The 24476-nt window shown below is 50.7% G+C and carries 22 protein-coding genes and 2 tRNA genes; 10 read left to right on the top strand and 14 right to left on the bottom strand.

Annotated elements, in window-relative coordinates:
• The first annotated feature begins 40 nt into the window (after nucleotides 1–40).
• The 4 genes from ABD843_RS14625 (at nucleotide 41) to ABD843_RS14610 (ending at nucleotide 2727) form a co-directional block, all read left to right on the top strand.
• A complete protein-coding gene (locus ABD843_RS14625; protein ID WP_345084679.1) occupies nucleotides 41–643 on the top strand; it encodes a hypothetical protein in 603 nt (200 codons plus the stop codon).
• Nucleotides 621–1466 (top strand): glutaminyl-peptide cyclotransferase, encoded by an 846-nt coding sequence (locus ABD843_RS14620; RefSeq protein ID WP_345084676.1) that lies wholly within the window; start codon nucleotides 621–623, stop codon nucleotides 1464–1466. The genes ABD843_RS14625 and ABD843_RS14620 overlap by 23 nt, the downstream gene beginning before the upstream one ends.
• A gap of 108 nt (nucleotides 1467–1574) precedes the next feature.
• Nucleotides 1575–1648 (top strand) — tRNA-Asp (locus ABD843_RS14615).
• 695 nt (nucleotides 1649–2343) lie between these two features.
• A complete protein-coding gene (locus ABD843_RS14610; protein ID WP_345084673.1) occupies nucleotides 2344–2727 on the top strand; it encodes a GreA/GreB family elongation factor in 384 nt (127 codons plus the stop codon).
• Nucleotides 2728–2806: 79 nt separating this feature from the next.
• Here ABD843_RS14610 and ABD843_RS14605 read toward each other — a convergent pair whose 3' ends face one another.
• From ABD843_RS14605 to ABD843_RS14595, 3 genes are all read right to left on the bottom strand, one after another.
• Nucleotides 2807–3787: a hypothetical protein gene (locus ABD843_RS14605; RefSeq protein ID WP_345084670.1), complete on the bottom strand. Its 981-nt coding sequence runs from the start codon at nucleotides 3785–3787 to the stop codon at nucleotides 2807–2809.
• A 184-nt stretch (nucleotides 3788–3971) separates the two neighbouring features.
• Nucleotides 3972–5396 (bottom strand): PQQ-dependent sugar dehydrogenase, encoded by a 1425-nt coding sequence (locus ABD843_RS14600; protein ID WP_345084667.1) that lies wholly within the window; start codon nucleotides 5394–5396, stop codon nucleotides 3972–3974.
• 279 nt (nucleotides 5397–5675) lie between these two features.
• A tRNA-Met gene (locus ABD843_RS14595) sits at nucleotides 5676–5747 on the bottom strand.
• Nucleotides 5748–5958: 211 nt separating this feature from the next.
• Here ABD843_RS14595 and dnaK point away from each other — a divergent pair.
• The gene (dnaK, locus tag ABD843_RS14590) at nucleotides 5959–7857 is read left to right on the top strand and encodes a molecular chaperone DnaK (protein WP_345084664.1); all 1899 of its coding nucleotides are present in this window, start codon (nucleotides 5959–5961) and stop codon (nucleotides 7855–7857) included.
• A gap of 183 nt (nucleotides 7858–8040) precedes the next feature.
• Nucleotides 8041–8388 (top strand): hypothetical protein, encoded by a 348-nt coding sequence (locus ABD843_RS14585; protein ID WP_345084661.1) that lies wholly within the window; start codon nucleotides 8041–8043, stop codon nucleotides 8386–8388.
• A 131-nt stretch (nucleotides 8389–8519) separates the two neighbouring features.
• Here the strand turns inward: ABD843_RS14585 and ABD843_RS14580 are convergent, their stop codons facing one another.
• A complete protein-coding gene (locus tag ABD843_RS14580) occupies nucleotides 8520–8687 on the bottom strand; it encodes a hypothetical protein (RefSeq protein WP_345084658.1) in 168 nt (55 codons plus the stop codon).
• 194 nt (nucleotides 8688–8881) lie between these two features.
• On the bottom strand, nucleotides 8882–9250 hold the full coding sequence (gene rplS, locus ABD843_RS14575) for a 50S ribosomal protein L19 (RefSeq protein ID WP_345084655.1): 369 nt from the start codon (nucleotides 9248–9250) through the stop codon (nucleotides 8882–8884).
• Nucleotides 9251–9440: 190 nt separating this feature from the next.
• On the opposite strand from rplS, the gene ABD843_RS14570 reads away from it, so the two are divergent.
• Both ABD843_RS14570 and ABD843_RS14565 read left to right on the top strand, forming a co-directional pair.
• Nucleotides 9441–10208, top strand: a complete 768-nt coding sequence (locus tag ABD843_RS14570) for a glycosyltransferase family 2 protein (RefSeq protein ID WP_345084652.1) — start codon at nucleotides 9441–9443, stop codon at nucleotides 10206–10208.
• A 77-nt stretch (nucleotides 10209–10285) separates the two neighbouring features.
• Nucleotides 10286–11575 carry a radical SAM family protein gene (locus ABD843_RS14565; RefSeq protein ID WP_345084648.1) on the top strand — a complete coding sequence of 430 codons (1290 nt, stop codon included), beginning with the start codon at nucleotides 10286–10288 and terminating at the stop codon, nucleotides 11573–11575.
• Nucleotides 11576–11658: 83 nt separating this feature from the next.
• Here the strand turns inward: ABD843_RS14565 and ABD843_RS14560 are convergent, their stop codons facing one another.
• The 3 genes from ABD843_RS14560 to argS all read right to left on the bottom strand — a co-directional run bounded on the left by ABD843_RS14560 (nucleotide 11659) and on the right by argS (nucleotide 15575).
• On the bottom strand, nucleotides 11659–12075 hold the full coding sequence (locus ABD843_RS14560) for a 5-fold beta-flower protein (protein ID WP_345084645.1): 417 nt from the start codon (nucleotides 12073–12075) through the stop codon (nucleotides 11659–11661).
• Between the two features lie 133 nt (nucleotides 12076–12208).
• Nucleotides 12209–13687, bottom strand: a complete 1479-nt coding sequence (accC, locus tag ABD843_RS14555) for an acetyl-CoA carboxylase biotin carboxylase subunit (RefSeq protein WP_345084642.1) — start codon at nucleotides 13685–13687, stop codon at nucleotides 12209–12211.
• Nucleotides 13688–13775: 88 nt separating this feature from the next.
• Nucleotides 13776–15575, bottom strand: coding sequence for an arginine--tRNA ligase (argS, locus tag ABD843_RS14550; protein WP_345084639.1), 1800 nt, complete (start codon nucleotides 15573–15575; stop codon nucleotides 13776–13778).
• Nucleotides 15576–15830: 255 nt separating this feature from the next.
• On the opposite strand from argS, the gene ABD843_RS14545 reads away from it, so the two are divergent.
• Nucleotides 15831–17579, top strand: coding sequence for a DUF885 domain-containing protein (locus tag ABD843_RS14545; RefSeq protein ID WP_345084636.1), 1749 nt, complete (start codon nucleotides 15831–15833; stop codon nucleotides 17577–17579).
• A 76-nt stretch (nucleotides 17580–17655) separates the two neighbouring features.
• Here ABD843_RS14545 and ABD843_RS14540 read toward each other — a convergent pair whose 3' ends face one another.
• The gene (locus tag ABD843_RS14540; protein WP_345084633.1) at nucleotides 17656–19806 is read right to left on the bottom strand and encodes a S46 family peptidase; all 2151 of its coding nucleotides are present in this window, start codon (nucleotides 19804–19806) and stop codon (nucleotides 17656–17658) included.
• 248 nt (nucleotides 19807–20054) lie between these two features.
• Between ABD843_RS14540 and ABD843_RS14535 the strand changes: the two genes are divergently transcribed.
• Nucleotides 20055–20765: a DUF998 domain-containing protein gene (locus ABD843_RS14535; RefSeq protein WP_345084631.1), complete on the top strand. Its 711-nt coding sequence runs from the start codon at nucleotides 20055–20057 to the stop codon at nucleotides 20763–20765.
• Between the two features lie 14 nt (nucleotides 20766–20779).
• Here the strand turns inward: ABD843_RS14535 and ABD843_RS14530 are convergent, their stop codons facing one another.
• The 5 genes from ABD843_RS14530 to ABD843_RS14510 form a co-directional block, all read right to left on the bottom strand.
• Nucleotides 20780–22237 carry an aminoacyl-histidine dipeptidase gene (locus ABD843_RS14530; RefSeq protein WP_345084628.1) on the bottom strand — a complete coding sequence of 486 codons (1458 nt, stop codon included), beginning with the start codon at nucleotides 22235–22237 and terminating at the stop codon, nucleotides 20780–20782.
• Between the two features lie 132 nt (nucleotides 22238–22369).
• Nucleotides 22370–22780 carry an OsmC family protein gene (locus ABD843_RS14525; RefSeq protein WP_345084625.1) on the bottom strand — a complete coding sequence of 137 codons (411 nt, stop codon included), beginning with the start codon at nucleotides 22778–22780 and terminating at the stop codon, nucleotides 22370–22372.
• 155 nt (nucleotides 22781–22935) lie between these two features.
• Entirely contained in the window at nucleotides 22936–23562 is a 627-nt protein-coding gene (coaE, locus tag ABD843_RS14520; RefSeq protein WP_345084622.1) for a dephospho-CoA kinase, read from the bottom strand.
• A gap of 60 nt (nucleotides 23563–23622) precedes the next feature.
• Complete coding sequence (gene yajC / locus ABD843_RS14515; protein WP_345084619.1) at nucleotides 23623–23979, bottom strand: preprotein translocase subunit YajC; 357 nt, start codon at nucleotides 23977–23979, stop codon at nucleotides 23623–23625.
• A 30-nt stretch (nucleotides 23980–24009) separates the two neighbouring features.
• On the bottom strand, nucleotides 24010–24474 hold the full coding sequence (locus ABD843_RS14510; RefSeq protein WP_345084616.1) for a DUF1573 domain-containing protein: 465 nt from the start codon (nucleotides 24472–24474) through the stop codon (nucleotides 24010–24012).
• Nucleotides 24475–24476: the final 2 nt, after the last annotated feature.

The raw sequence follows: 24476 nt of genomic DNA, 5'->3' as shown, positions 1-24476 counted from the left end.
TGTTCGCTCGCACCCCTATTTTCCGTATTTTGCGGCGTATATGTTCGACGAGATACTGAATTGGGCCAACAGGTATGATGAGGGACTGGCGCATGTGCACAGCCGGCAAGACCAGTGGCTGGCAGGCCACGAACGGGTGCGTGATCACCTGAAGGCCATTGCCGACCATCTGAACCAGAATGCCAGATACAGGCAGGGTTTCTTTGTAGACACACTGCATGCCTTTAACGAGGGTATGCGCGGTACCAATACCCGCATGCCATCACTTGAGTTCCGGTCGGGACCGATGCCGATGCCCATCACCTTCCGCAACAGCATAGGCGAGAAGATGACCTACGAAGAGGAAGGTTTCTCGATATCGTTCACCCCTACCATAACGGGAGAGATACTGGTGCTACTGCAGCCACATACCAGCGACCTGGAGCAGGACCCACCCGAACTGGTGACACTGGGTGTGATAAGAGAACCGGGACAACTGACGAACCCAGTGATAGAACAACTGATAGCCCGAGGTATGGAGATAGCCTTCTACGGCAGCTTTACCGGCATGGGCGAACAGCCGCACCTGATAGACCAGGATGATATGGCCCTTAAACGCAACCCCATAGGTTTTAAAAGACATGATACTACGGAAAAGATATAGCAGTGTTCTCTTTGCGGCCCTTTTCATGGCCGCATGTGAGAACGGCCCCAAGAACGATACTACAGGCGATAGCGGTACATCTGCACCCTCGGGGCCGGATATGAACGTACCCGCCGTGATGGGCTATAATATAGTAGAGCAATACCCGCACGATACGAAGGCATTTACCGAAGGGCTGGAGTATATAGACGGTGTATTGTATGAGAGCGTAGGCCGCTACGGCCGCTCGGATATACGGAAAGTGGACGCTGTAACGGGCAAGGTGCTGCAGCAGACAAAGATGGAGGACCGCTACTTTGGCGAGGGCCTTACGGTGATGAACGGCAAGATATACCAGCTTACCTACCGCGAGGGTAAGGGGTTCGTGTATGACCTGGCCACAATGAAGAAGGTGTCTACATTCGACTTCCCGACGCAGGAGGGATGGGGTATGACCAACAATGGTACCCACCTTATCTTCAGCGATGGCAGCAACAAGCTATACTTTATGGACCCGGCATCTATGAAAGTGGTGAAGCAACTGTCTGTAACAGACGAGCAGGGCCCTGTGAACCGTATAAATGAGCTGGAACTGATAAACGGCTACATATATGCCAACCAGTGGCAGGCCGACCTGATACTGAAGATAGATACTACTACGGGCCGTGTAACGGCGCGTGCCGACCTTTCTACCATACGCATGCAGGGTGGCATACCTCCCAATGCCAATGATGAGGAAGCCCCCGAGACCATGAATGGTATAGCCTATGATGCGAAAGGCAACCGCATATTTGTAACGGGGAAGAACTGGCCCAAGATGTTCGTAGTGAAGCTGGATAATTAGCCCCTGAAATGTTCTGACAGAGCACAAAGAAAAAAATATAAAACAAGTAGCACAAGACTATTGTTCTTTTCAAAAAATTGTTGCTACATTTGCACTCCCAACTGGAAAGGATCGGTAGTTCAGTCGGTTAGAATGCCGCCCTGTCACGGCGGAGGTCGCGGGTTCGAGTCCCGTCCGGTCCGCAAGAAAGCTTCACAAATCGTGAGGCTTTTTTTGTGTTAAGTGACCCTCCCGGTTCCATCATAGAGCAGCATAAAAGAATGTTAATTCCGTGATCATTATTTGCAGATAGCAATATCTTTCAGAACTTAGAAGAAATGGTAAACACAGCACTCCACAAGATCCGCGAAAATTGGTTACACATAACCAAGAGTGCTGTATTTGTCCCATCCCAGATCCATTTCTCTTGTTTCTGTTACAAGATGTACTTCTTTTCAAGTTTTAAGGACTTTAATACTAGTTCCCCGACCCTATAAATAACTGGATCGGGGTTTACACTTGATGTTCCTTTTCTGATCTTTTAACTTATTACCTATGCTTCGAGATCGATCAAAGGTTTCGGTTAGAGGTATTATGACTTGGCTCCTGTTTATCCAAAGCATAGTGATCCTCTTTCTCGGTCTTGTATTTAATTCCGATGTTATCGTCAGTTTATCGATCATAATGTTATTGAGCATCTATGCTACAAATAGTCGTACAAAAAGACCAAAGGAAGAAACATCCGAAATCTCTTATTTAAACAAGAAAGTATGTGAAAGCGAACTTGATCTGACAGATCAAGTTCGATAGTGATATTTTCTGAGGAAATATCATACCATTAGTAAGCTTACTAAAGAGTTTATAGGTCATCATATTAAACCAGACCAAATCAAGCAATATGGATACAAGAAAACAGAATCCTGTAGTTATTACAGAAGAAGATCATCGGCTGCTAATGCCTTACGCAACTAAAGATGGCGTAACGGATCATGAAATGTCGTTAGCTCATGAGTTAAATAGAGCGGTCATTGTTACTAAAGAAGCATTCCCGCCTCACTGCATAAGGATAAATTCAAAAGTAGCAGTTCTGGATCTGGAAACTCAACGAGTTATAGAATTTACAATTGTAATGCCCGACCATGCAGACATGCGTCAAAATAAGATATCTATATTAACACCAATGGCTACCGCTTTAATTGGCTTTAGAAAAGCAGAAGAGGTCCAGTGGAAAGTTCCTGCGGGCCTGAAAAGGTTTAGAATATTAGATGTAACTAATAATTAGTGATCAGTTTAATGACATTGAAAAACATACAGCCGCAAATGAAGCTCCTTTCATATTGCGGCTGTATCGCTATGCCAGCTTACTGCCCAGTTCCAATGATATTTGTAAAAAAAGCCAAAACCTCGTTATAGATCAGGCGATCGGTACCATGCCCTATGTGAGGGTATGTTTTGAATGTAGCATTCACGTTGTTCTCGGTATATATTGCCTGGCACCCGGAAAACCTGTCCGGCAACATTTTGCTGGAAAGCTGGCCGAAAACGAGCTCCCGTTCTGCGTTACTATATGCATCATCAAATGTGACAGCGTCATTATCATCCAATGCGCCCATATAAATGAACTGTGGAACTGTTCGGTATACCTTAAGATCGAATTCCTTACCAAAGATCTTTTTCAGATCCGAAATGCCGATAGGATAGTCAAGGGTGTTGCCATTTCGTTTATCTATGGGCAATATCACTATTCCGTTGATGCCCCCACAAGCTACGCCTGCTACCCTTTCGGGGTGAATGGCTGTAAATCGGTTGGCAAAAGTTCCCGATGCGGAGAAACCGTTCATTAATATCTTTTCAGCTACAGAGATACCATACCACTGCAAAACACCTTTTGCATGCGCGCACATAGCTATAAGCTGCAGGTCCAGTCTTTTCATCGGGCCCTTTTTTATGTGGGCAGCATCTTTGTCGTATGCATGTGTATAGATCTCCCACTCCTTGGCAGGGCGCGGAAATACAGGCATCAGGAAAGGAACTTTAAGCCCTTCGCAAAGGCTGCTGCCCAGGGAATTTCTAATGATCTCTTTGTAGGTCTCCCGTTCATGATGGGCGAAAGTGTCGTTGTTGCCCGAATTATTGGTCTCTACCAGCAGGTAGCTGGCACTCTTTCTATTGACGCCTTTGGGTATCCTCAGGTAATAAGGAAAATTGAAACCTAATTCAGGATGCGCTTCGATCTTCAACACGGTATCGGAGGCCGGTGTTCCCTCTTCAACGATCATGGCGCCATGAGCAGCGATGGTAATGCAAAAAAATAATACCAGAAAGAATTGAAAGGATCTCATTGTGTGTGGTCCTAATTGTGAGTAGGGCAAATTTATCAAAGATGAGTAGAACTTACTGTAATGCAGCAAGTTTCATTTCGACACAGATAGCTGAGAAACCTCCTTTTGTTCTCGCAAGCAGGCCCTTGACGAAACAGAATGCTTCGGCCATGCGGGAGACCCCTCATTAATAGCTGTTCATCAACTAATGTACCACTACCAGCTTGCGCATTATGCTGCCATTTGCAGTGTTAATGATAAGCGCATAATTTCCCGCAGGCCATGCATTGGTCTCCATACGCATCTGTCTTTCGTTTATTTTGCCGGCAACCATTTGCCGCCCGTAAATATCCGTCACCCGGTAAGACTCACCCAGCAGCCGTTCGTCTGCTATGCTCATGTCAATATGCCCATCTGCCGGCACAGGATATACCAATGTTCCCTCTCCCTCTACGTTTCCAAGCGATACCGGCGGCGGCACATAGGCATTGTTCTTCAGTTTCACGATACTGCATCCCTGGTTTATCAGCGAGTCGCCTATTATGTTCAGCAGCCTGTCGCGCACTATACAGTATATGCTTCCATCCTTTGCCACACATATATCCCGCGTACGTTTGAGATCATTGATACCACCTGTATTTTTCTTCAGATAGTTCCTCCTGCTATATACCGTATCGTGGGTCAAGTTCATTTTCAGCACCGCCAGGCAGGTGTCTGGCGCATACAGGGTGCCCACTAGCAGGCAGTTTCGCCATTCAGGTATTGCCGGATGGTCATAGTAGTCTAGTCCGGCAGGCGTCATCATACCCATATATATAGGCTTTTTATGACTGGCCGCGTATGTAGCAGATGCACAGCTATCTGGCCCCAGGCCCGTACAGTGGTCCATACCTTCAAGGGCCGGCCAGCCATAGTGGCCGCCGGGTGTTATCAGGTTCACCTCATCGTACTCTGATGGCCCGGAATGCTCTGTGGCCAGTATCTTGCCATCCGGCAATACCACTATACCCTGTGAATTCCTGTGGCCTATGCTGTAGGTTCTGTCAGGGCGCATATTGCCTGCGGCGGCACTGCCATCTGCATTCATGCGCAGCACCCTGCCCCTCATGGCATTGAGTGTGTCGTTCACAAATTCATATTCCGGCGTGGTCAGCAGCACTTTGCCGTCTGTTCCTATTGCCACTTTCCCACCCGAATGTTCTCCAAAATGCGGCACTGTCACCAAGGCCATAGGGTGCAGCAAGGTGTCTGCGGCCACATTGTATTCAAGCCTGTATAATTTCAGCTGCGCACTGTTCGCATAATAATAGCTGGTGTCAAATACGGCATACACATACGCTGGTCCCGATAAGGGCATTGTTTTGGGCACTGCCAACCCCAATCCATACCCCCTGTTCATACGGTACATGGTCTTAATATTGCCGGTCGCAGGGTCCCATCGTTTTATGGTTTTAGCATCTGTGATCCACAGCTTGTTGTCAAAGCCCCATTCAATGTCGAAAGGTGCGATCAGCTTTGTTGAATCCACGGCTATCGTTATGTCAAGCGTGGTAGAGTCCAGTGCCAGCGTCTGGCTGCGGGCGGGTAGGCAGGCAATAAGCAGGCAAATGCAAAGTAGAATATTCTTCATGATCAGCTTAAGTGTGTTTTAGTGGTACAGACGCTTAGGCGCACACCTCGCCACATTTGTTAGCAAGCCTGTTAAATATTTCGCTTACCGAATATATATTTTAATGCGCAGCTAATAAATGAAAGAAGAGTTATTGAGGAACACCCTTTAAAGCAGAATATATGGAGGGGTCTATTTCTTGATCAAAAACAAAAAAAGGCCTTTTCCGCATCTTACCCGATCTATCCCCAATAAGTAAAAAGCAAAAGGCACCGGATATGGTGCCTTTTGCTTTTTCTGTAGCGAGAACAGGGATCGAACCTGTGACCTTCGGGTTATGAGCCCGACGAGCTACCGCTGCTCTATCTCGCGATGTGGGTGCAAAAGTAAGACAACATTATTTCTCTACCAAAAAATTCTTCGAACATTTCCCATTCTTCTTGGAATATGGTCCAGTTCCCGTGTACGTTCTGTCATTTCTTTTTGACCATTACTGTATAGGTTGACAGTAATTCTGCCAATATTTCACGAAAATAAGTGTGGCATATCGATTGAGTATGGTAGATAAACACAATTCTACATTATGGCAAAGATCATAGGAATAGACCTGGGCACGACCAACTCTTGCGTATCGGTAATGGAAGGAAATGAACCCGTGGTGATAGCGAACGATGAAGGCCGCCGTACGACCCCATCTGTCGTGGCGTTCCTGAAAAATGGCGAGCGTAAAGTGGGCGATCCCGCTAAGCGCCAGGCCATTACCAACCCACACAACACCATACAGTCCATAAAACGTTTTATGGGCCGCCGCTTTGACGAGGTGACCAACGAGATATCTCACTTCACCTACAAGCTCACCAAGGGCGAGAACAATACGCCCCGCGTGGATATAGATGGCCGCCTTTATACGCCGCAGGAGATATCGGCGATGGTGCTGCAGAAGATGAAGAAAACGGCAGAGGACTTCCTGGGCCACGAGGTGAAGGAAGCGGTGATAACCGTACCTGCCTACTTCAACGATGCACAGCGCCAGGCCACCAAAGAGGCCGGCGAGATAGCAGGCCTGAACGTGCGCCGCATAATAAACGAACCTACAGCAGCAGCCCTGGCATATGGCCTGGACAAACAGCACAAGGATAGCAAGATAGCCGTTTTCGACCTGGGTGGCGGTACGTTCGACGTATCGGTACTGGAACTGGGCGATGGCGTGTTCGAGGTGAAATCGACCAATGGTGATACTCACCTCGGTGGCGATGACTTCGACAAGGTGATAATGGACTGGCTGGCCGACGAGTTCCGCAAGGACGAGTCGATGGAACTGCGCAAGGACCCCATGGCATGGCAGCGCCTGAAGGAAGCTGCAGAGAAGGCCAAAATAGAGCTTTCATCATCACAGGAGACAGAAATAAACCTGCCCTATATAACCGCTATAGACGGCGCTCCCAAGCACCTGGTGCGCAAGCTGACGCGTGCCAAGTTCGAGCAACTGTCGGACAGCCTGATAGAACGTACACTGGAACCATGCCGCAAGGCGCTGAAAGATGCAGGTATATCGGCATCGGAGATAGACGAGGTGATACTGGTGGGCGGCTCTACCCGTATACCCAAGGTACAGGAAATGGTAGAGAAGTTCTTTGGCAAGAAACCCCACAAGGGCGTGAACCCCGATGAGGTGGTGGCCATAGGCGCAGCCATACAGGGCGGCGTACTCACCGGCGATGTGAAGGATGTACTGCTGCTGGACGTGACCCCGCTATCGCTGGGTATAGAGACCATGGGCGGCGTGATGACAAAGCTGATAGAGTCGAACACGACGATACCTACCAAAAAGAGCGAGACCTTCTCTACGGCCAGCGACAGCCAGCCTAGTGTGGAGATAAATGTGATACAGGGTGAGCGCCCGATGGCGAAGGACAACAAGAGCCTCGGCAAGTTCATACTGGATGGTATACCACCTGCGCCACGCGGTGTGCCGCAGATAGAGGTGATCTTTGATATAGACGCCAACGGTATGCTGCATGTTACCGCCCGCGATAAGGGCACCGGCAAGCAGCAGAACATACGCATAGAGGCAGGCAGCGGCCTGAGCAAGGACGAGATAGAAAGGATGAAGAACGAGGCGAAAGCCAACGAGGAAGGCGACAAGCAGGTGCGCGAAAGAGTAGAGAAGATGAACAAGGCCGATGGCCTGATATTCAACTCGGAGAAGCAGCTGAAAGAATATGGCGACAAGATACCTGCCGACAAGAAAGGCGCCATAGAAAGCGCACTGGAAGAGCTGCGTGCGGCGCATAAGGCCGAGGACCTGGGTGGTATAGACAGCGCCGAGGAAAAGCTGAACGCTGCATGGATGGCCGCCAGCGAAGAAATGTACAAAGCAGGCCAACAGCCGGGCGGTACACCACAGGATGGTGATCAGCAGCAGCAGGCAGGCGGCAACGACAGCCATGTATCGGATGCTGAGTATGAAGAAGTGAAGTAGTAAAACAGATAAAGACCTGTAAAAGCAAAAAGCGGCCACTGCAGAGTGGCCGCTTTTTGTTTTTACGGAGAAGTAGTTGCAAATAACTTTTTGCTCACACTTCGGTACCTTTTGCTGCTGTAATTTTACGCATAGTGTATGTATAAGGCGGTCTGTGTCATAACCCTATTATTGCTGAGTGCAGTGTTACGTGCGCAGGTAGCGGGGCATCTGTTCTGCGGGCGCAACTGGTACTGCGAAATGACCAAAGACCCTGACGGCAACATCTACCCTGCCGGGAAAGGCACCGAAAAAGACCACATGAGCTTTAACTGCGACAGTACTTTTGTACTGGTAGAAGATACCGTGACACTAAAGGGCAAATGGAAGTTCGAAGAGGAGGAAATGGTGATAACGCTCGTTCAGCAGCAGATAGCTACCATGCCCGGGGAGATAGCGTTCCACATCATAGACCACGACGAAGGCCACCTGGTACTGATAGGCCAGAAAGGGACCGCCGGTGAAAGAACGATGTACCTGTACACCAAATAAGCGCTGTACCCGGGGAATGCCTGTAAAACGATCTTATAATGATCCATGTGCCTGTACAGGTACACAGAATAAGTTGTAAAGGAAGGAAGTAAATGTTTTTATAGTACCATTAGATGTCCTATGGTCCGGCATTAGCTGGCCATAGCGTACTTCATTTTCAGGGCGCGGCGATAGCTATATGCATCTACTGCAGGTAATGGCTCTACGCGTTTGTTGGGCTTTTTGGCCTGCTTTGCAGACTTAACGAAAAGATGCACCGGCATTGTATTTACGTCTATGGGGTCTGTATGCTTTTCCATCGGTTATCTGTTTGTTAAACGAAAATAACATTTAACTACGCAATAACAAAGAAAATAGCCATGATCTTTTTGTTAACGATGTGGCCCTGAAAGACATATCCGTTAACAAATATCCTTTGCATAACAGTATGGTATGGACACAAAAAGAGGAGGCATCAAAAAATGCCTCCTCTTCGTATGAATGAATTGTGGAATTATGCTTTTGCAGAAGCGTGTATCTGCTTCTTTTCCTTGATGCGGGCAGACTTACCAGAACGCTCGCGCAGGTAGAACAGGCGTGCACGGCGTACACGGCCAGACTTGTGCAGTACTATAGACTCGATGTTGGGCGAGTAAAGAGGGAACAGACGCTCTACGCCTACACCATCAGATATCTTGCGTACAGTGAAGGTCTGTGTATGACCAGTACCCTGGCGTTTCAGAACATCACCTTTGAAAGACTGGATACGCTCTTTATTACCTTCTACGATCTTGTAATTCACTGTTATATTGTCGCCGGCTTTGAATTTCGGGAATTCTTTGTTCGCGGTCAACTGCTCGTGTACAAAAGCTACTGCTTCCATCTTTATAAAAATTTTCGGACTGCAAAGGTAATGCAGATCAAACAAAAAAACAGAATTATGTGATCTTTTTTTTTCGCTTCGCCGGGAATACCATGATATACCTGGGAAAAGGGCGTAAAGATAAATGATGGGTTTGCAATAATGTATCTCTATTTTTGCCGTTCTCTTAGGGGCTTATGGCCCGCTTTCTATGGTCCGCATCAGTGTCATTGTCATCACCTACAACGAGGAAAAGCACCTGGCCCGCTGCCTGGCATCGGTATCGGGCATTGCCGATGAGATACTGGTGGTAGACAGCCACTCTACTGATGCTACGGCCACGATAGCGGTCTCTTATGGCGCGCGGGTGGTGCAGCATGTCTTTGAAGGGTATGCACGGCAGAAGAACTATGGTACCTCGCTGGCCGCTAACGACTGGATACTGTCGCTGGATGCGGACGAAGAGGTGACCCCAGCACTAAGAGAGAGCATACTGCGGGTAAAACAGGCCCCGGCACACCATGTGTACAAGATGCCCCGCATGACCAGCTACTGCAGCAAGTGGATAAAACATGCAGGCTGGTACCCCGACCACCAGACCCGCCTGTATGACCGCACAAAGGGTGCCTGGCAAGACAAAAAAGTGCATGAATACTGGAAGGCGCACAATGAAGCAGACCGTACAGGACTGCTGGCAGGCGACCTGCTGCACTACAGCTTTGATAGTATAAGCCAGCACCTGCGGAAAATAGAACGCTATACCGAACTGGCCGCACAAGATGCCGTGGAGCGTGGCAAGACAGCAAGTGTGTTAAAGGTGATCTTCTCGCCTTTCTGGCATTTTGTGAGCGAATACTTTGTGAAACTGGGATTCCTGGATGGTTTTCATGGGTTCGTTATATGCCGCCTGTCGGCATATGCGGCCTTTGCCAAGTACAGCAAGATACGCATGTACAGCAAGCAGCGGAGAGAGAAATAGCATCCATATCAGCTATACTGCGGCTAAAAGCGTAATTTTGCACCTCGTTTCTCTGATATTATTAATAAGCTATAGATATGAACAGCCCATTTGTATTGTATTCGGACGGTGCGGGAAAGATATATGAGGATACATCGCTGTATGCGGTGGGCCGTAGCGGCTGGGAGGCCATGCCCATACCGGAAAAGGACTGGATAGAGCTGCCCGATGGTGGCAACCTATACGAGCTGCCGGGCCGCCGCGGGCTGGGTATAGACGTAGTGACGGGCGATATGCGCATATGCGACAAGGGCTGGGCCGTAGCGGCCTTCATCCCCCCGGCGCATACGGGCTTTTACATAGCCGCGTATGAGACACTGGCCGATGCCCCTACCCTGCCCCTGTTCTGCTACACGGCGGCCGGCTGGCTGAACGACAAATTCTATGTACCTGCGGTGCGCATAGAGCGCGATATAAGGCAGGAATGCAGCGGCTTTGACCAGGACAAGGTGAATGTGGGAGTAGAGGAAATGACCAAAGCATACCCGCACAACAGGCTGGTGAAACACCTGGCCGATAACTGCGCCCTTACCTACCACTGCCCCGCTGCCCGCAACTACTTCATAGGCCGCTGGGAATGCCCCATACCTACATCGCCGGCATGCAATGCGAACTGTATAGGCTGTATCTCATTTCAGCCAGAGGATGAGACAATAGTATCGACACAGGACAGGCTGAGGTTCAAGCCAACGGCGGCAGAGATAGTGGAATTCACCGTGCCGCACCTGGAGACCGCCCCCTACCCTATAGTGAGCTTCGGACAGGGATGCGAGGGCGAGCCACTGCTGATGTGGGAGACCATTCGCGAGTCGATAATAGAAATGCGCAAACATACAACGAAGGGCAGCATCAACATAAATACCAATGGTAGCAAACCTGCTGCGGTAGAAGAGCTGATGAAGGCCGGACTGGACAGCATACGCGTGAGCCTGAACTCGGCCAGGGCCGATATATATACCAAGTACTACCAGCCGAACAACTACAAGTTCGAGGATATAGTGGGGAGCCTGAAAGTGGTGAGGCGCTATGGCGGCTGGTCGTCCATCAACTACTTCGTGTTCCCGGGTATGACGGACAGCATAGCCGAGTACGAGGCGCTGTGCGAGCTGATAAGCAGTACCGGCCTGAGCATGATACAGTGGCGCAACTTCAACATAGACCCGGACTGGTACCTGGGCCGCATGAACATAGCCGATACCGGCGAGTGCATGGGCATAAAGCAAATGATGGAGCTGATACGCGAGGAATTCCCCGACCTGAAGTATGGCTACTTCAATCCGCCGATAGAGCGCATGAAGAACTACGAGCACGACTTTGCGCACTGGTAACAGGTGTTTACGTCAATACGATAAAGAGGAAAGCCACCTGACGGTGGCTTTCTTTATATTTTCGGTTGTACCCGGGATCTTTACTAGTAATGCAGCAGGAAGAAATATGCTGCGGCCCACATGGGCTCTGTAGAGTCCAGGTAGCCTATAACATTGCCAGCGCCATCTTTTACAGGGCCACTGCCATCTATATTGATGCGTCCTATCTGTGTATGGGCTGCATTTTCTACTATGCCATTCTGGTGTATATAGCCTTTGATAGTGTGAGAAGCATCCTGCAGCTCGTATTCATTCACTATATAACCGATAGTACTGCCATGCACATCGAGTATGCGGCCGCCCTGCTGAAAGGTGCACCGCAAATTATGAAGCGGGTCGTGTACAGTGCCGTCTTTATTGATGTATCCCTTTACGTTATGGCTGGCATCCCATACTTCCTGCTGCGCACTAGCAGCAAAAGCAAAGAGGCTAAGAGTCGTTAGAAGTAGAATGGTCTTCATGATATATGGTTTTATCCTACTGCAATATATCTATTTTTTGCGATAATAGGTCATATTTTCTAAAGAAAATATTTAATATAACTATCAGTTAGTTTTTCTTCAAAATAATATTGCAAAACAGCAGCCGGTCTTACTAACTACGGTTCATTTTCCATTTGCTGATGGTACCATTGGTGGTAACAGCCGTATCCTGTTTGCGGTTCTTCTCCCACACATGGGCGGCCAGTATGGCGGCTATCTCCGTACCATCAGGCGTGGTGTCCTGCAGCAGCTCTGGCCTGAAGAACTTGTCTATGAACTTGGTATCGAAGTTGCCGGAGCGGAACTGCTCTGTACGCACGGCCCACTTGCCAAAGTGCAAGGTGGTCTTTATACCCTTTATGTAATACTCGTCTATAGCCCTGCACAGCCTTTCTATGGCCTCTTCGCGTGTGGCGGCATAGGCTATGAGCTTTGCTATCATGGGGTCGTAGAAGATGGGTATGTCCATACCTTCTTCGTAGGCATCATCTATACGTATACCGGGGCCTTTTGGCGGCTTGTACATCTCCAGCCTGCCGGTATCGGGCAGGAAGTTGTTCAGCGGGTCTTCGGTACATACGCGCAGCTCTATGGCATGCCCATTTATGGTCAGGTCGTCCTGGGTGAAGGACAGTTTGTTGCCACGCGCCACGTTTATCTGCTCTTTCACAAGGTCTATACCCGTTATCATCTCTGTAACGCAGTGCTCTACCTGCAGGCGGGTATTCATTTCCAGGAAGTAGAAATTGAGGTCCTCATCTACCAGGAACTCTACCGTGCCGGCGCCATAATAGTTGCACGAGCGTGCAGCAGCTATGGCGCACTCGCCCATGGCTTTGCGGATATCGGGCGTGAGGCAACTGGATGGCGCCTCTTCTATGAGCTTCTGGTGGCGGCGCTGAATGCTGCACTCGCGCTCGAAGAGGTATACATAATTGCCATGCTGATCGCCCATGAGCTGTATCTCTATATGCCGTGGAGCGCCTACATACTTCTCTATGAACACATCGTCGCTGCCGAAGGAATTGAGGGCCTCACTTTTGGCGGCGCGTATCTGCTCTTCGAACTCGTTGTCGCTGTTCACTACGCGCATACCCTTGCCACCACCGCCTGCCGATGCCTTTACAAGGATGGGATAACCGATGCTCTGCGCTATGCGGCGCGCTTCGTCCACATCTTTCAGCGGCTCTTCGGTACCGGGCACCATAGGCACGTTGAACTTCTTGGCGGCCTGCTTGGCCCCTATCTTGCTGCCCATCACCTCTATGGAGTGCGCGGAAGGGCCAATGAATATAAGCCCTGCATCGGACACGGCCCTGGAAAAAGAAGCATTCTCGCTAAGGAAACCATAACCGGGATGTATGGCATCGGCGCCTGTCTGTTTGGCCACCTCTATTATCTTCTCTGCCCTCAGGTAGGACTGCGAGGAGAGCGCAGGGCCTATACAAACAGCCTCATCGGCATAACGCACGAAGGGCATGTTGCGGTCGGCCTCAGAGTATACTGCCACGGTCTTTATGCCCATTTCTTTTGCGGTACGCATCACGCGCATCGCTATCTCGCCACGGTTGGCTACAAGTATCTTCTGCATGTTGTGTCTTATATCGTTACGGCGGTCGCGAGCGGCTGCCGTTGCTTGTTTTTACAGGGGTAAATATATCGTTTTTCGTTGGGGGTCCTTACATTTTCTCGGGCATGCGTATACCTAGCAGGCCCATGCTGTGGCGCAGGATCGAGGCCGTCATGATGATCATCATGAGGCGCAGGTCTTTCTTCTCCTCGCTTTCGGCCTTGGATATGCTGTGTACATCGTAGAAGGTATTGAAGGTCTGCGCCAGCTTGAAGGCATAGTTGCAGAGCGAGGCAGGGTTGTACTCTGCCGCGGCATCGGCCAGTATGGCAGGGTACTGCTCCAGTTGCACCAGCATTTCTTTCTCATTAATGGAGATGGGTTCGGCCTGTTTGAAGGACTGGAACCTTGTGGCATCAGGCACTAGCGGCAACTGCTCCCTGCGCAGGATAGAGCATATACGCGCATGCGCATACTGTATGAAGGTGGCGGTGAAGCCATGCAGGTCTATAGACTCTTTGGGGTCGAAGACCATCTTCTTGCGCGGGTCTACACGCAGCAGGTAGAATTTCAGCGCACCCAGGCCTATGGTCTCGTAGAGCTTTGCCAGCTCATCGCCGCTGAAACCCTCGGTCTTGCCCGCGGCCTCGGTCTGCTCCTGTGCCAGGCGCACCATTTCGCTCACCATATCATCGGCATCTACCACGGTACCCTCGCGGCTCTTCATACGGCCCGTGGGCAGCTCTACCATGCCGTAGGACAGGTGGTATATGCCATCGGCACAGGGCTCGCCCAGCTTTTTCATTATCAGCTTCAGCACCTGCAGGTGGTAGTTCTGCTCGTCGGCTATGACGTATATAGATCTATCGAGCTTGTAGTCATCATACTTCAGCTTGGCCGTACCAAGGTCCTGGGTGATGTATACAGATGTGCCATCGCCGCGCAGCAGTAGCTTTTCATCCAGTCCATCGGCCTTCAGGTCTACCCATACCGAGCCATCCTCCTTGCGAAAGAGCACGCCCTTAGCCAGACCATCTTCTACTATCTTCTTACCCAGCAGGTAGGTCTCGCTCTCATGGTATACCTTATCGAAGGTGATGCCCATTTTCTTATAGCTCTCATCGAAACCCCGGTATACCCAGTTGTTCATGGTCTCCCACAGGTCGCGCACGGCCTTGTCGCCGGCCTCCCATTTGCGCAGCATATCCTGCGCCTCGGCCATTATGGGGGCTTCTTTCTCGGCGGTCTTTTCGTCCTTGCCCTGGGCTATGAGCGCAGCTACCTGCTCTTTGTATATGTCATTGAACTTTACATAGTAGTCGCCCACCAGGTGGTCTCCCTTTATACCTGCACTCTCGGGCGTGGCGCCATTGGCATAGTGCTGCCATGCTATCATGGATTTGCAGATGTGGATACCGCGGTCATTTATGAGGTTGGCCTTTATTACCTGCTTGCCATCGGCCCGTAGTATCTCGGCCATGGCCGCACCCAGGAATATGTTGCGCATATGCCCGAAGTGCAGGGGCTTGTTGGTATTGGGGGATGAGTATTCCACCATCACCCGATGGTCGGTCTTCATCTGCTGCCCAAAGTCGGTACGGGTATGATGACCGAGCAGGAAAGACACCCAATAAGAGTCTTTTATAGTGAGGTTGAGGAACCCGGCCACTATATCGTAAGAGGCGAATATGCTCGTATTCTCCAGTAGATGGTCGCCCAGTTGTTTGCCTATGGCATCGGGCTTTTGTCGCAGCAGCTTCAGGAAGGGGAAAAGGACGATAGTATAATCGCCGGTGAACTCGGGTTTGGTCTGGTTCACCGTAATGGTGTTCATGTCTATAGGTGTATCCGGGTACAGGTGCCTGAGGGCATCGTAAGCGGCATGTTTCACCTGGGCAGCAAGCGTCATCGTAGGTCTGTTTACGGCAAAAATAGTTCTTGTTGCGTTGTTTTTGCCACTGTGACGTATTAATTGCCGGGGCATTTCTCATTCCTGCTCTTAAGCCTCTCCCCAGCCCTCTCCTTGGGAGAGGGAGCGCTAATATCCGCGCGGTCGCGCGGGATCCAAGAAACGAAAAAGCGACCATTGAAGAAAGCCCACGATCAATTGCCGGGGCAGGCTATGGTCGTTTTGAAGTAAATTCGTGCATCAAAGTGATGCATAATGAAAAAGGTCCTTTTGTTACTTACTCCCCTGCTCTCCCTTATGACCACGCTCTCTGCCAAGACATCGCCTGCCGACCGCCGTTTCGACACATGGAAGGAGGCTTTCGTACTGCGCATGTGGGAGGTGTACCCTGCCTGGGCCAGCGCAGTAGGCTATCATAAATACGACAGCGTGCTGGTGATCCCCGATGCCGCATCGCGAAAAAGGGAACTGGAATTTTGCAGGGCTAACCTGGACTCACTGAAAAAATTCCGGTTAGCAGCCCTTTCACCGGCCAACAAGACCGACCACCGGCTGATAGAGAACCAGTTGCAAAGCGCTATATGGGGCATAGAGGAACTGAGAGCCTATGAGTGGGACCCATCGGGCTATAATGTATCGGGAGGGTTTGCGGAAATGCTGGCGAACGACCACGCACCGCTGGATGAAAGGCTGCGCAACTTCAGCAAGCGACTGAAATATGTACCCGCCTACTACGAAGCCGCCAAACAGAACATAAAGAACCCCACCAAAGAACATATGGACCTGGCCATAACGCAGAACAAGGGCGGGCTATCGGTATTTGCAGAGGACCTGGTGGAGCCACTGAAAAAAAGCGCCCTCAGCGAATGGGAAAAGGAACAGATAAGGCTGGGCTGCGAGGCTGCCACAAAGGCCATGAACGACTATGTGCGGTGGCTGATGACCCTGAAGAACGAAACACCCCGCAGCTTCAGACTGGGGAAGGCGCTGTACGATAAGAAGTTCGGCTATGAGCTGCAGAGCGGCTATACGCCCGAGGTGATGTATCGCAAGGCCATGGCACATAAGCAGGAACTGCACAATAAGATGTATGTGATAACGCGCGACCTGTGGCCGCGGTATATGGCGGGTAAGACCATGCCCGCAGACACACTGGTGGCCATACGGCAAATGATAGACAAGCTATCGGAAGAGCATGTAGCGCCCGAGGAATTCCAGGCGGCCATAGAAAAGCAACTGCCCATACTGGTGGACTTCATAAAAAGGAAGGACCTGCTGTACATAGACCCATCGAAACCACTGGTAGTACGCAGGGAACCGGCCTATATGGCGGGTGTGGCAGGCGCATCCATCAACTCGCCCGGCCCTTACGACAAGGAAGGTAATACCTACTACAATGTAGGCAGCCTGGACGGGTGGGACAAGGCAAAGGCAGAAAGTTACCTGCGCGAGTACAACAAGTACATACTGCAGATACTGAACATACACGAGGCCATACCGGGCCACTATACACAACTGGTATATGCCAACCGGTCTCCGAGCATAATAAAGGCCATACTGGGCAACAATGCCATGATAGAAGGCTGGGCGGTATATACCGAGCTGATGATGCTGGAGAACGGCTATAACGGAGACGATACTACCGCCACCACAGCAGCGCCGGAAATGTGGCTGATGTACTATAAATGGAACCTGCGCAGTACCTGCAATACCATACTGGACCTGGGCGTGCATACCATGAACATGAGCCAGGAAGAGGCGATACACCTGCTGATGGATGAGGCCTTCCAGCAAGATGCAGAGGCGTATGGTAAATGGAGGCGTGTACAGGTGACACAGGTGCAGCTATGCTGCTACTTCACGGGCTTCACCGAGATATGCGACCTGAGGGCAGAGCTAAAAAGGAAAAAAGGGACGGCCTTTGGTCTGAAGAAATTCCATGAGAGCTTCCTGGGCTATGGCAGCGCACCGGTGAAGTACATAAGGGAACTGATGCTGAGATAGAGCCACACATTATTCAAAAAGCAAAGCGGCAGAGAGTCCTCTGCCGCTTTTGTTTTGCTTATTATCGTATCGCCAATTAGCGGATATTCATTTCGCGTATCAGGTTATCGGCGTGGCCCAGCTTGTCTACGAGGAAGAGTACGAAACGGATATCGCAAACGATGGTCCTCTTGTACTTCTTATCGAAAGCTATATCGCCGCTCATTGCCTCCCAGTTGCCATCGAAGGCGGTACCTATCAGCTCGCCATTGGCATTGATAACGGGACTACCCGAGTTGCCACCTGTGATATCGTTGTTGGTTATGAAGCAGGTATGCAGTGAGCCATCGGCATCGGCCCAGCGACCATAATTCTTCTTTTTGTGCAGCTCCAGCAGTTCTTTAGGCGCATCGAACTCGTCATCATTGGGCTTGTACTTGGCCACAAGACCATCGAGGGTGGTGAAGTAGTTGTACTCCACACCATCCAGCGGCTCATAGCTCAGCACTTTACCATAGGTAACACGCATAGTAGAGTTGGCATCGGGATACATCTTTTTGCCCCTGTTCATCTGCATGAGCTGCTTCACATATTCACGCGCCAGGTCGCCTTTTTTGTTGGCAAAGGCCTCTACCTTAGGCTGGTAGTTCTTGCTGTAGTTGGCTACGAAGCTAACGGTATACCTCATAGCGGCATCGTCCTTCAGCTTGCTGTAAGAGGGCGCCTTGCAGAACGCATTGAACCTGTTGCTGTCGGTAAGGAAGGTGCTGCTGAAAACAGTATTGGCATAGGCCACATAAGGAGCCTTGCTGCTGCCGCTGGCGCCGTTCAGGATGCTGCTGTATATAGCAGGGTGCTGGTTGCGGGGCACATTGATGTAGTAAAGGCGGGTCATTTCTGCGAACAGTTCCTTATCGGTAGCCCTTTCGTAATCTTTAATGGCTGCACGGTAGCCGTTCTGGGCCTGGGTGATGTACTTCTTCAGCGTATCGGCTGCCAGGCGGCCATGATGCCTTTCATAAGCATCATAAAGAGGCTTGAGAGAGGCTGCCATACGGGTAAGGGCCGGAGCGCGGAATGCCTCGGAATAGTAAACAGCATGTTTGGCATAAGGCTCATAACCTGTATAGGCCTTTTCGAATTCGCCCATCAGGCCGGTGTTCTTATTGTTATCGTGCTGCCAGTCCATGAATTTCTCTTCGGCTGTCCTTTTCTTGTTCACCACATCCAGGCGCTGCAGTTGCTCTGTCTGGCCTATGTAGTATTTCCAGTAGTTGGCTATACGCGAGTAAGATGAAGTAAGCTGCAGGTATACCTTCTTGTCCTTGTCCATGTGCTGCTTCATTATCTTCAGGCGCAGGTCGCGGCAATCTACTATAGATGGGTTCACCACCCTTACGGCCAGGTCCACACCATAAGACACCTCATATCGGTTGGTACGGCCGGGATAACCCATTATCATGGCATAATCGCCCTCGCGCACCCCGCGCGATGATACAGGCAGGTATTTCTTGGGGCGGTAAGGCACGTTGTCGGCACTGTACCCGGCGGGCTGGTTGTCCTTATCGGCATATATGCGGAACATAGAGAAGTCGGCAGTATGGCGGGGCCACATCCAGTTGTCGGTATCGCCGCCGAACTTGCCCAGTGACTTAGGCGGAGTACCCACAAGGCGCACATCGGTATAGCGCTTGTATATAAGCAACAGGAACTGGTTGCCGTTGAAGTAGGACTTCACATTGGCCGTCAGCTTGCCTTTGTTGTTGCTGCGCTCTTCTATCTTCTTAGCTATTGCTTCTACCTTTTTGTTGTACTCTTCGCCGGTGGCATCGCCTACGGCCTCCAGTACTTCGGCTGTAACATCTTCCATGCGCTGCAGGAAAAGAGCGGTAACGCCTTTTGCTGGCAGCTCTTCGTCCATACTGCGGGCCCAGAAGCCGTTATCGAGCAGGTTGCGCTCTACAGAGCTCAGGTTGGCTATGGCATCGTAGCCGCAGTGGTGGTTGGTAAGCAGCAGCCCTTTATCAGAGATCATCTCGGCTGTACAGCCACCGCCGAACTGCAGTATGGCATCTTTAAGGCTGCTGTGGTTGATGTTGTAGATATCATCTTTGGAAAGACGCAGGCCGAGGCGCTGCATCTCGTCATAATTCTTGCCTATGAGCATGGGTATCCACATGCCCTCATCGGCCTTTACCGTAAAATTCAGCGATGCTACGGCAGCAAAAAGCAGTATCAGTTTTTTCATTAAAACTATTTTTAATCCTTTCAATTATTTTAAGATCACAAATATAACCAGTAGCAGTGAAAGCGCATAGTGAGAAAGAGGGGGAAATTGAGGTGTGCTGCTATGGGGCATCTTTCCACTTATTTAAAAAAGGGGAAAAACACCCCTCTCACACAAAACAAAAAACAGCATATTTACAAGTAACATAAAGTAATATCTATACACCACAAAGTTTCGCATACATATCATTCCTCTAAAAAAGCAAGGCTATGAACAAAGACCAGGCACACATACAGGAAAGAAACAATACGCTTATCATATCGTACCTCACCCTTCGGCGGGTGATAGGGCTGATAGGCATTCTGCTACCTGCCACCCTCATTACGGGCACTTTCCTGGTAGGCAAATGCGGGCAGATACAGTACTCTGTAAGCCACTACTATTACACCATGATGGGCGATGTATTCGTAGGGGCCATATGTGCCATATCGCTCTTCCTCATCACCTACAGGGGCTATAAGGACGAACACTGGTACCACCGCGACAGCATATTCACCACTATAGCGGGCATAGCGGTACTGGGTGTGGCCTTCTTCCCTACCAGCAAGAACGAAGATATAGAGTGCGGAAAGCGTATAGTAGAGGAGCAGCCCTGGCGGGAGACCGCACACTATGTGAGCGCCGCTATATTCTTTGTGATGCTGGCATATATATCGCTGGTACTCTTCACCCGCAGCGACCATAAGAAAAGAGCCTACATGCCGCGAAAGAAGAAAAGCCGCAACAATATATACATAGGCTGCGGCATAACGATACTGGTAGCGATATGCCTTATCTTTTTCCTGGGAAGGGCAAAGGGCGATACAGAACAATGGGTGACCGCCAACCACATAGTGTTCTGGCTGGAGTGGGTGGGCCTGGCCGCCTTCGGTACATCGTGGCTGGTAAAGGGCGAACTGATACTGAAGGATAACGAATAGCGTTGCAGCATACCTTATACCTTAGGTATCTCCTTCAGTATAGCCAGCAGGTAGCTCCAGAACTTCTGTACCGATGATATATGTACCCGCTCGTCGGGGGAGTGTGCGCCATAGATATTGGGGCCAAAGGATATCATCTGCACATCAGGATAATTGGTGCCCAGTATACCACATTCCAGCCCGGCATGTACTGCATTCACATGCGCCTCCTGCCCGAACATCTGCCGGTAGAGGTCGCTCATGATGCGCACAATGGCGGCATCGGGGCGGGGCTGCCAGCCGGGATAGGCATTGGTAAGCGCCATGGTGGCCCCTGCCAGCTCGAAAGCGCTGCATATGGCCGCAGCCAGATCGTACTTCTCACTATCTACAGAGCTGCGGGTAAGACACTGTATAGAATAGCCGCCATCTGCCACCAGCACCCGCGCCAGGTTGTTGGAGCTTTGTACCAGGCCCTTTATCTCGGGGCTCATGCGGTATATGCCATTAGGACAGGCGTACAATGCCCGCAGCAACCGTTGCTGCGCTTCATCGTCCATCACCTGTACAGGCATATGCGCGGTCTGTAGCGATATGGTAAGGCCGGGATCGGTAACGGTGCACTCCTGCCGCAATGTGGCAGAGAGCTCTGCCACAAGCACATTCAACCTATCGGTATGCGCGGAGACGGCAGTGAATACCGCTACCGCCTCGCGCGGGATAGCATTGCGCAGGCTACCTCCATCTATAGATGCTATGGCTATGCGGCATTCACCGGTAAGCTGCAGCAATATGCGGGTCAGCAGCTTATTGGCATTGCCACGACCCAGGTGTATATCGCCGCCGGAGTGCCCGCCTGTAAGCCCTTTTACGGCAAGCTGCCACGCCTGGCCGCCAGATGCAGCAACGAGCCTATACTCGCCGGTAGCTGTTACATCTACCCCACCGGCGCAGCCTATGGTCAGTTCGGTATCTTCTTCTGTATCCAGGTTCAGCAATATCTTGCCATGCAGCAGGCCGCCTTTCAGGGCCAGAGCGCCCGTCATACCTGTCTCCTCGTCTATAGTAAAAAGTGCCTCAAGCGGCGGATGAGGAATATCTGTAGATGAGAGCAACGACATAATGGCCGCTACCCCTATGCCATTGTCGGCACCAAGGGTGGTGCCACGGGCCCTTACGATATCGCCATCTATGTACATCTCTATACCCTGCTTATCGAAATCGAACACGGTATCGCTATTCTTCTGGTGTACCATATCCAGGTGGCTCTGCAGAATGACGGTCTGGCGGTCTGCCATACCGGGCGTGGCCGGCTTACGTATGATGACATTACCTACCTCGTCTACCAGGGTAGTGAGGCCAAGGCCCTCGCCGAACGCTTTCATAAATGCTATGACCCTACCCTCTTTCTTGGAAGGGCGTGGTACAGCATTGAGGTCGGTGAAATAGCCCCATAGCGCTACGGGCTGCAAACTGCGGATCTGTTCGTTCATCTTCTGGATAATTGATGGTAAATGTACCTGCTAAAGAAGGCATAATATTACGAACAAAGTATTACCCGGCGGCAAAAAAGAACAGGCCGCATCCTATCGGGATGCGGCCTGTTCTTTAAAGATATTTTCGGCTTATGCCAGGGTGGCGTTCAGCGTTATGTTGCAGTTGAGCAGCTTAGATATAGGGCAGTTGGCCTTTGCATCATTAGCACACTCCATGAATTTTTCCTGCGATATGCCGGGAACAGATGCAGTGAGCGTAAGATCGCTGGTGGTAACAGCGCCATTGTCCAGGGTGATGTCGCAGCGGGTCTCCAGCTTATCGGGAGTAAAGCCAGCAGCTCCCAGCACAAAGGAGAGCTTCATGGTGAAGCAGCCTGCATGAGCAGCGGCTATGAGTTCTTCGGGATTGGTGCCTACACCTTCAGCGAAGCGGCTGTTATATGAATATTGTGTAGCATTGAGCGTGGTGCTTTGTGTGGAAAGGGTACCATTGCCCTCTTTTCCCGAGCCGTTCCATACGGCAGTAGCATTGCGTTTCATGTGTTGTGTGTTTTTGTTACCCGCAAATATATCACACTTTACCGCACCGGCAGCTATAGGTATATATGTATTCAGCCCCTCCCAGCCTCCCCATCGGGGAGGTGATGGGTTTTGACCGGCATTTCGTGCAATACTTAGGCACGAAATAGTATCAACTATCGGGAACCTAAGGGATTTGGGGAAAGGAGAATATGGTGTAAATGAAGCACCTGTGGAAGAATGGCCGTAGCATCATCGTTGATAATGACATGGTCGCAGCGGCGCATTTTTTCGTCCTCGTCCATCTGGCGGGCCATAATGCTCTCTATCTTCTCGCGCGTGGTGCCTCCACGCTGCATGGCGCGCTGTATGCGCAGCTCTCGTGGGGCAGATATGCCCACCATCACATCCATACCCGTATGTGTACCGCTCTCGAAGAATATAGCGGCCTCTTTGATGACGTAGAGTGTGCTGTGCCGTTGCAGCCACTCATCGGCATAGCGTATGGTGGCGGGGTGTACTATGGCATTGAGTTGCTGAAGCTTTTGCGGATCGCGATATACTATAGCGGCTATCTTCTCGCGGTCGGGGCAGCCATTGATATAGGTATCGGTACCCAGCGCCTGCATGATGGCCTGCTTTACGGTAATATCATGGTCGAGCAGGTGGCGCGATGTATCATCGGCACTAAGAACAGGTATGCCGAGCGTTGCGAACACCCGGCATACTATACTTTTCCCCGATCCTATGCCGCCAGTGATACCCACCCTCAGCGGGCCTGCGGCATGTGTGTTGTGGCCCATAGACCGGTGTTTTAGCCTCTCCCTCTTCTTAAAAAGAGCGACGTGAGCGCTGAAATATTTTTACTTAGCAGCCACAGCAGTGGCAGTGCCTGCCTTCTTGCGGGCAGCCTCGGTCATTTCCATAGATATGGCAGAGCGCTCTATGGTCATGAACACACCACGGCTTATCTCTACCTGCAGAGTGCCATCATCATTGGCACGGCTGATGCGGGCATGTATGCCGGCAGTGGTCACTACTGTGTTCTCGCTGGGCGTAAGGCTGTCTGCGAATTTCTTTTGTTCTTTGGCACGCTTGTTCTGTGGGCGTATCATGAAGAAATACATGACCACGAACATACCCACCATGAGGAACACAGGACCGCCAAGACCACCGGGACCCGGTGCGCCTGCCTGTAATAAGAATGAATTGAATTGCATCTTTTTGTTTTATTTATCGTTGTTGTTAAGCTATTTTTTCTTTTCTACCTCGGCCTGTATGAACAGCATCTGCCTGCCCTGCAAAGTATTGGTGATGAGTGTTACCGATTTTTCCTGGTGGCCACCCTTGCCTGCAGAGTTGAAGGTGACCTTCAGTGTGGCGGCCTGGCCGGGAGCTATAGGCTCCTTCGGGTACTCAGGCACGGTGCAGCCGCAGGAACCTGATGCCGAACTGATGATAAGCGGCGTTTTGCCGGTATTGGTGAATGCGAACTCGTGCGATACCGTTTCGCCCTCGTGTATGGTGCCGAAGTTGTGCGAGGTATCGCTGAACTTCATAACGGGCTTCATAGCTGCGGCCACAGTGTCTATACCTGCAGCGCTGTGAGGGTTGCTCACAAGGCTGGCCGGTAGCTTGTCGTTGCTCTGTTCCTGCTTAGTGTCTCCGCCACAGGCTGCAAGTGCCAGCATGGCGAATGCCAAATAACGTTTCATTG

Origin of the sequence: Nemorincola caseinilytica (assembly GCF_039540515.1) — a bacterium.
Taxonomy (GTDB): domain Bacteria; phylum Bacteroidota; class Bacteroidia; order Chitinophagales; family Chitinophagaceae; genus Nemorincola; species Nemorincola caseinilytica.
The sequence above is the reverse complement of the archived record's forward strand: the minus strand, read 5'-3'. Positions and strand labels throughout refer to the sequence as shown.

What these genes read in the sequence shown, in the direction of transcription:
- rplS (WP_345084655.1), bottom strand. Translation starts at nt 9,250, where the DNA reads ATGGAAGCAGTAGCTTTTGTACACGAGCAGTTGACCGCGAACAAAGAA.
- ABD843_RS14620 (WP_345084676.1), top strand. Translation starts at nt 621, where the DNA reads ATGATACTACGGAAAAGATATAGCAGTGTTCTCTTTGCGGCCCTTTTC.
- yajC (WP_345084619.1), bottom strand. Translation starts at nt 23,979, where the DNA reads ATGCAATTCAATTCATTCTTATTACAGGCAGGCGCACCGGGTCCCGGT.
- ABD843_RS14565 (WP_345084648.1), top strand. Translation starts at nt 10,286, where the DNA reads ATGAACAGCCCATTTGTATTGTATTCGGACGGTGCGGGAAAGATATAT.
- ABD843_RS14605 (WP_345084670.1), bottom strand. Translation starts at nt 3,787, where the DNA reads ATGAGATCCTTTCAATTCTTTCTGGTATTATTTTTTTGCATTACCATC.
- ABD843_RS14535 (WP_345084631.1), top strand. Translation starts at nt 20,055, where the DNA reads ATGAACAAAGACCAGGCACACATACAGGAAAGAAACAATACGCTTATC.
- ABD843_RS14510 (WP_345084616.1), bottom strand. Translation starts at nt 24,474, where the DNA reads ATGAAACGTTATTTGGCATTCGCCATGCTGGCACTTGCAGCCTGTGGC.
- ABD843_RS14570 (WP_345084652.1), top strand. Translation starts at nt 9,441, where the DNA reads ATGGTCCGCATCAGTGTCATTGTCATCACCTACAACGAGGAAAAGCAC.
- argS (WP_345084639.1), bottom strand. Translation starts at nt 15,575, where the DNA reads ATGACGCTTGCTGCCCAGGTGAAACATGCCGCTTACGATGCCCTCAGG.
- ABD843_RS14580 (WP_345084658.1), bottom strand. Translation starts at nt 8,687, where the DNA reads ATGGAAAAGCATACAGACCCCATAGACGTAAATACAATGCCGGTGCAT.
- ABD843_RS14530 (WP_345084628.1), bottom strand. Translation starts at nt 22,237, where the DNA reads ATGAACGAACAGATCCGCAGTTTGCAGCCCGTAGCGCTATGGGGCTAT.
- ABD843_RS14525 (WP_345084625.1), bottom strand. Translation starts at nt 22,780, where the DNA reads ATGAAACGCAATGCTACTGCCGTATGGAACGGCTCGGGAAAAGAGGGC.
- ABD843_RS14540 (WP_345084633.1), bottom strand. Translation starts at nt 19,806, where the DNA reads ATGAAAAAACTGATACTGCTTTTTGCTGCCGTAGCATCGCTGAATTTT.
- ABD843_RS14545 (WP_345084636.1), top strand. Translation starts at nt 15,831, where the DNA reads ATGAAAAAGGTCCTTTTGTTACTTACTCCCCTGCTCTCCCTTATGACC.
- ABD843_RS14600 (WP_345084667.1), bottom strand. Translation starts at nt 5,396, where the DNA reads ATGAAGAATATTCTACTTTGCATTTGCCTGCTTATTGCCTGCCTACCC.
- ABD843_RS14625 (WP_345084679.1), top strand. Translation starts at nt 41, where the DNA reads ATGTTCGACGAGATACTGAATTGGGCCAACAGGTATGATGAGGGACTG.
- dnaK (WP_345084664.1), top strand. Translation starts at nt 5,959, where the DNA reads ATGGCAAAGATCATAGGAATAGACCTGGGCACGACCAACTCTTGCGTA.
- ABD843_RS14610 (WP_345084673.1), top strand. Translation starts at nt 2,344, where the DNA reads ATGGATACAAGAAAACAGAATCCTGTAGTTATTACAGAAGAAGATCAT.
- accC (WP_345084642.1), bottom strand. Translation starts at nt 13,687, where the DNA reads ATGCAGAAGATACTTGTAGCCAACCGTGGCGAGATAGCGATGCGCGTG.
- coaE (WP_345084622.1), bottom strand. Translation starts at nt 23,562, where the DNA reads ATGGGCCACAACACACATGCCGCAGGCCCGCTGAGGGTGGGTATCACT.
- ABD843_RS14560 (WP_345084645.1), bottom strand. Translation starts at nt 12,075, where the DNA reads ATGAAGACCATTCTACTTCTAACGACTCTTAGCCTCTTTGCTTTTGCT.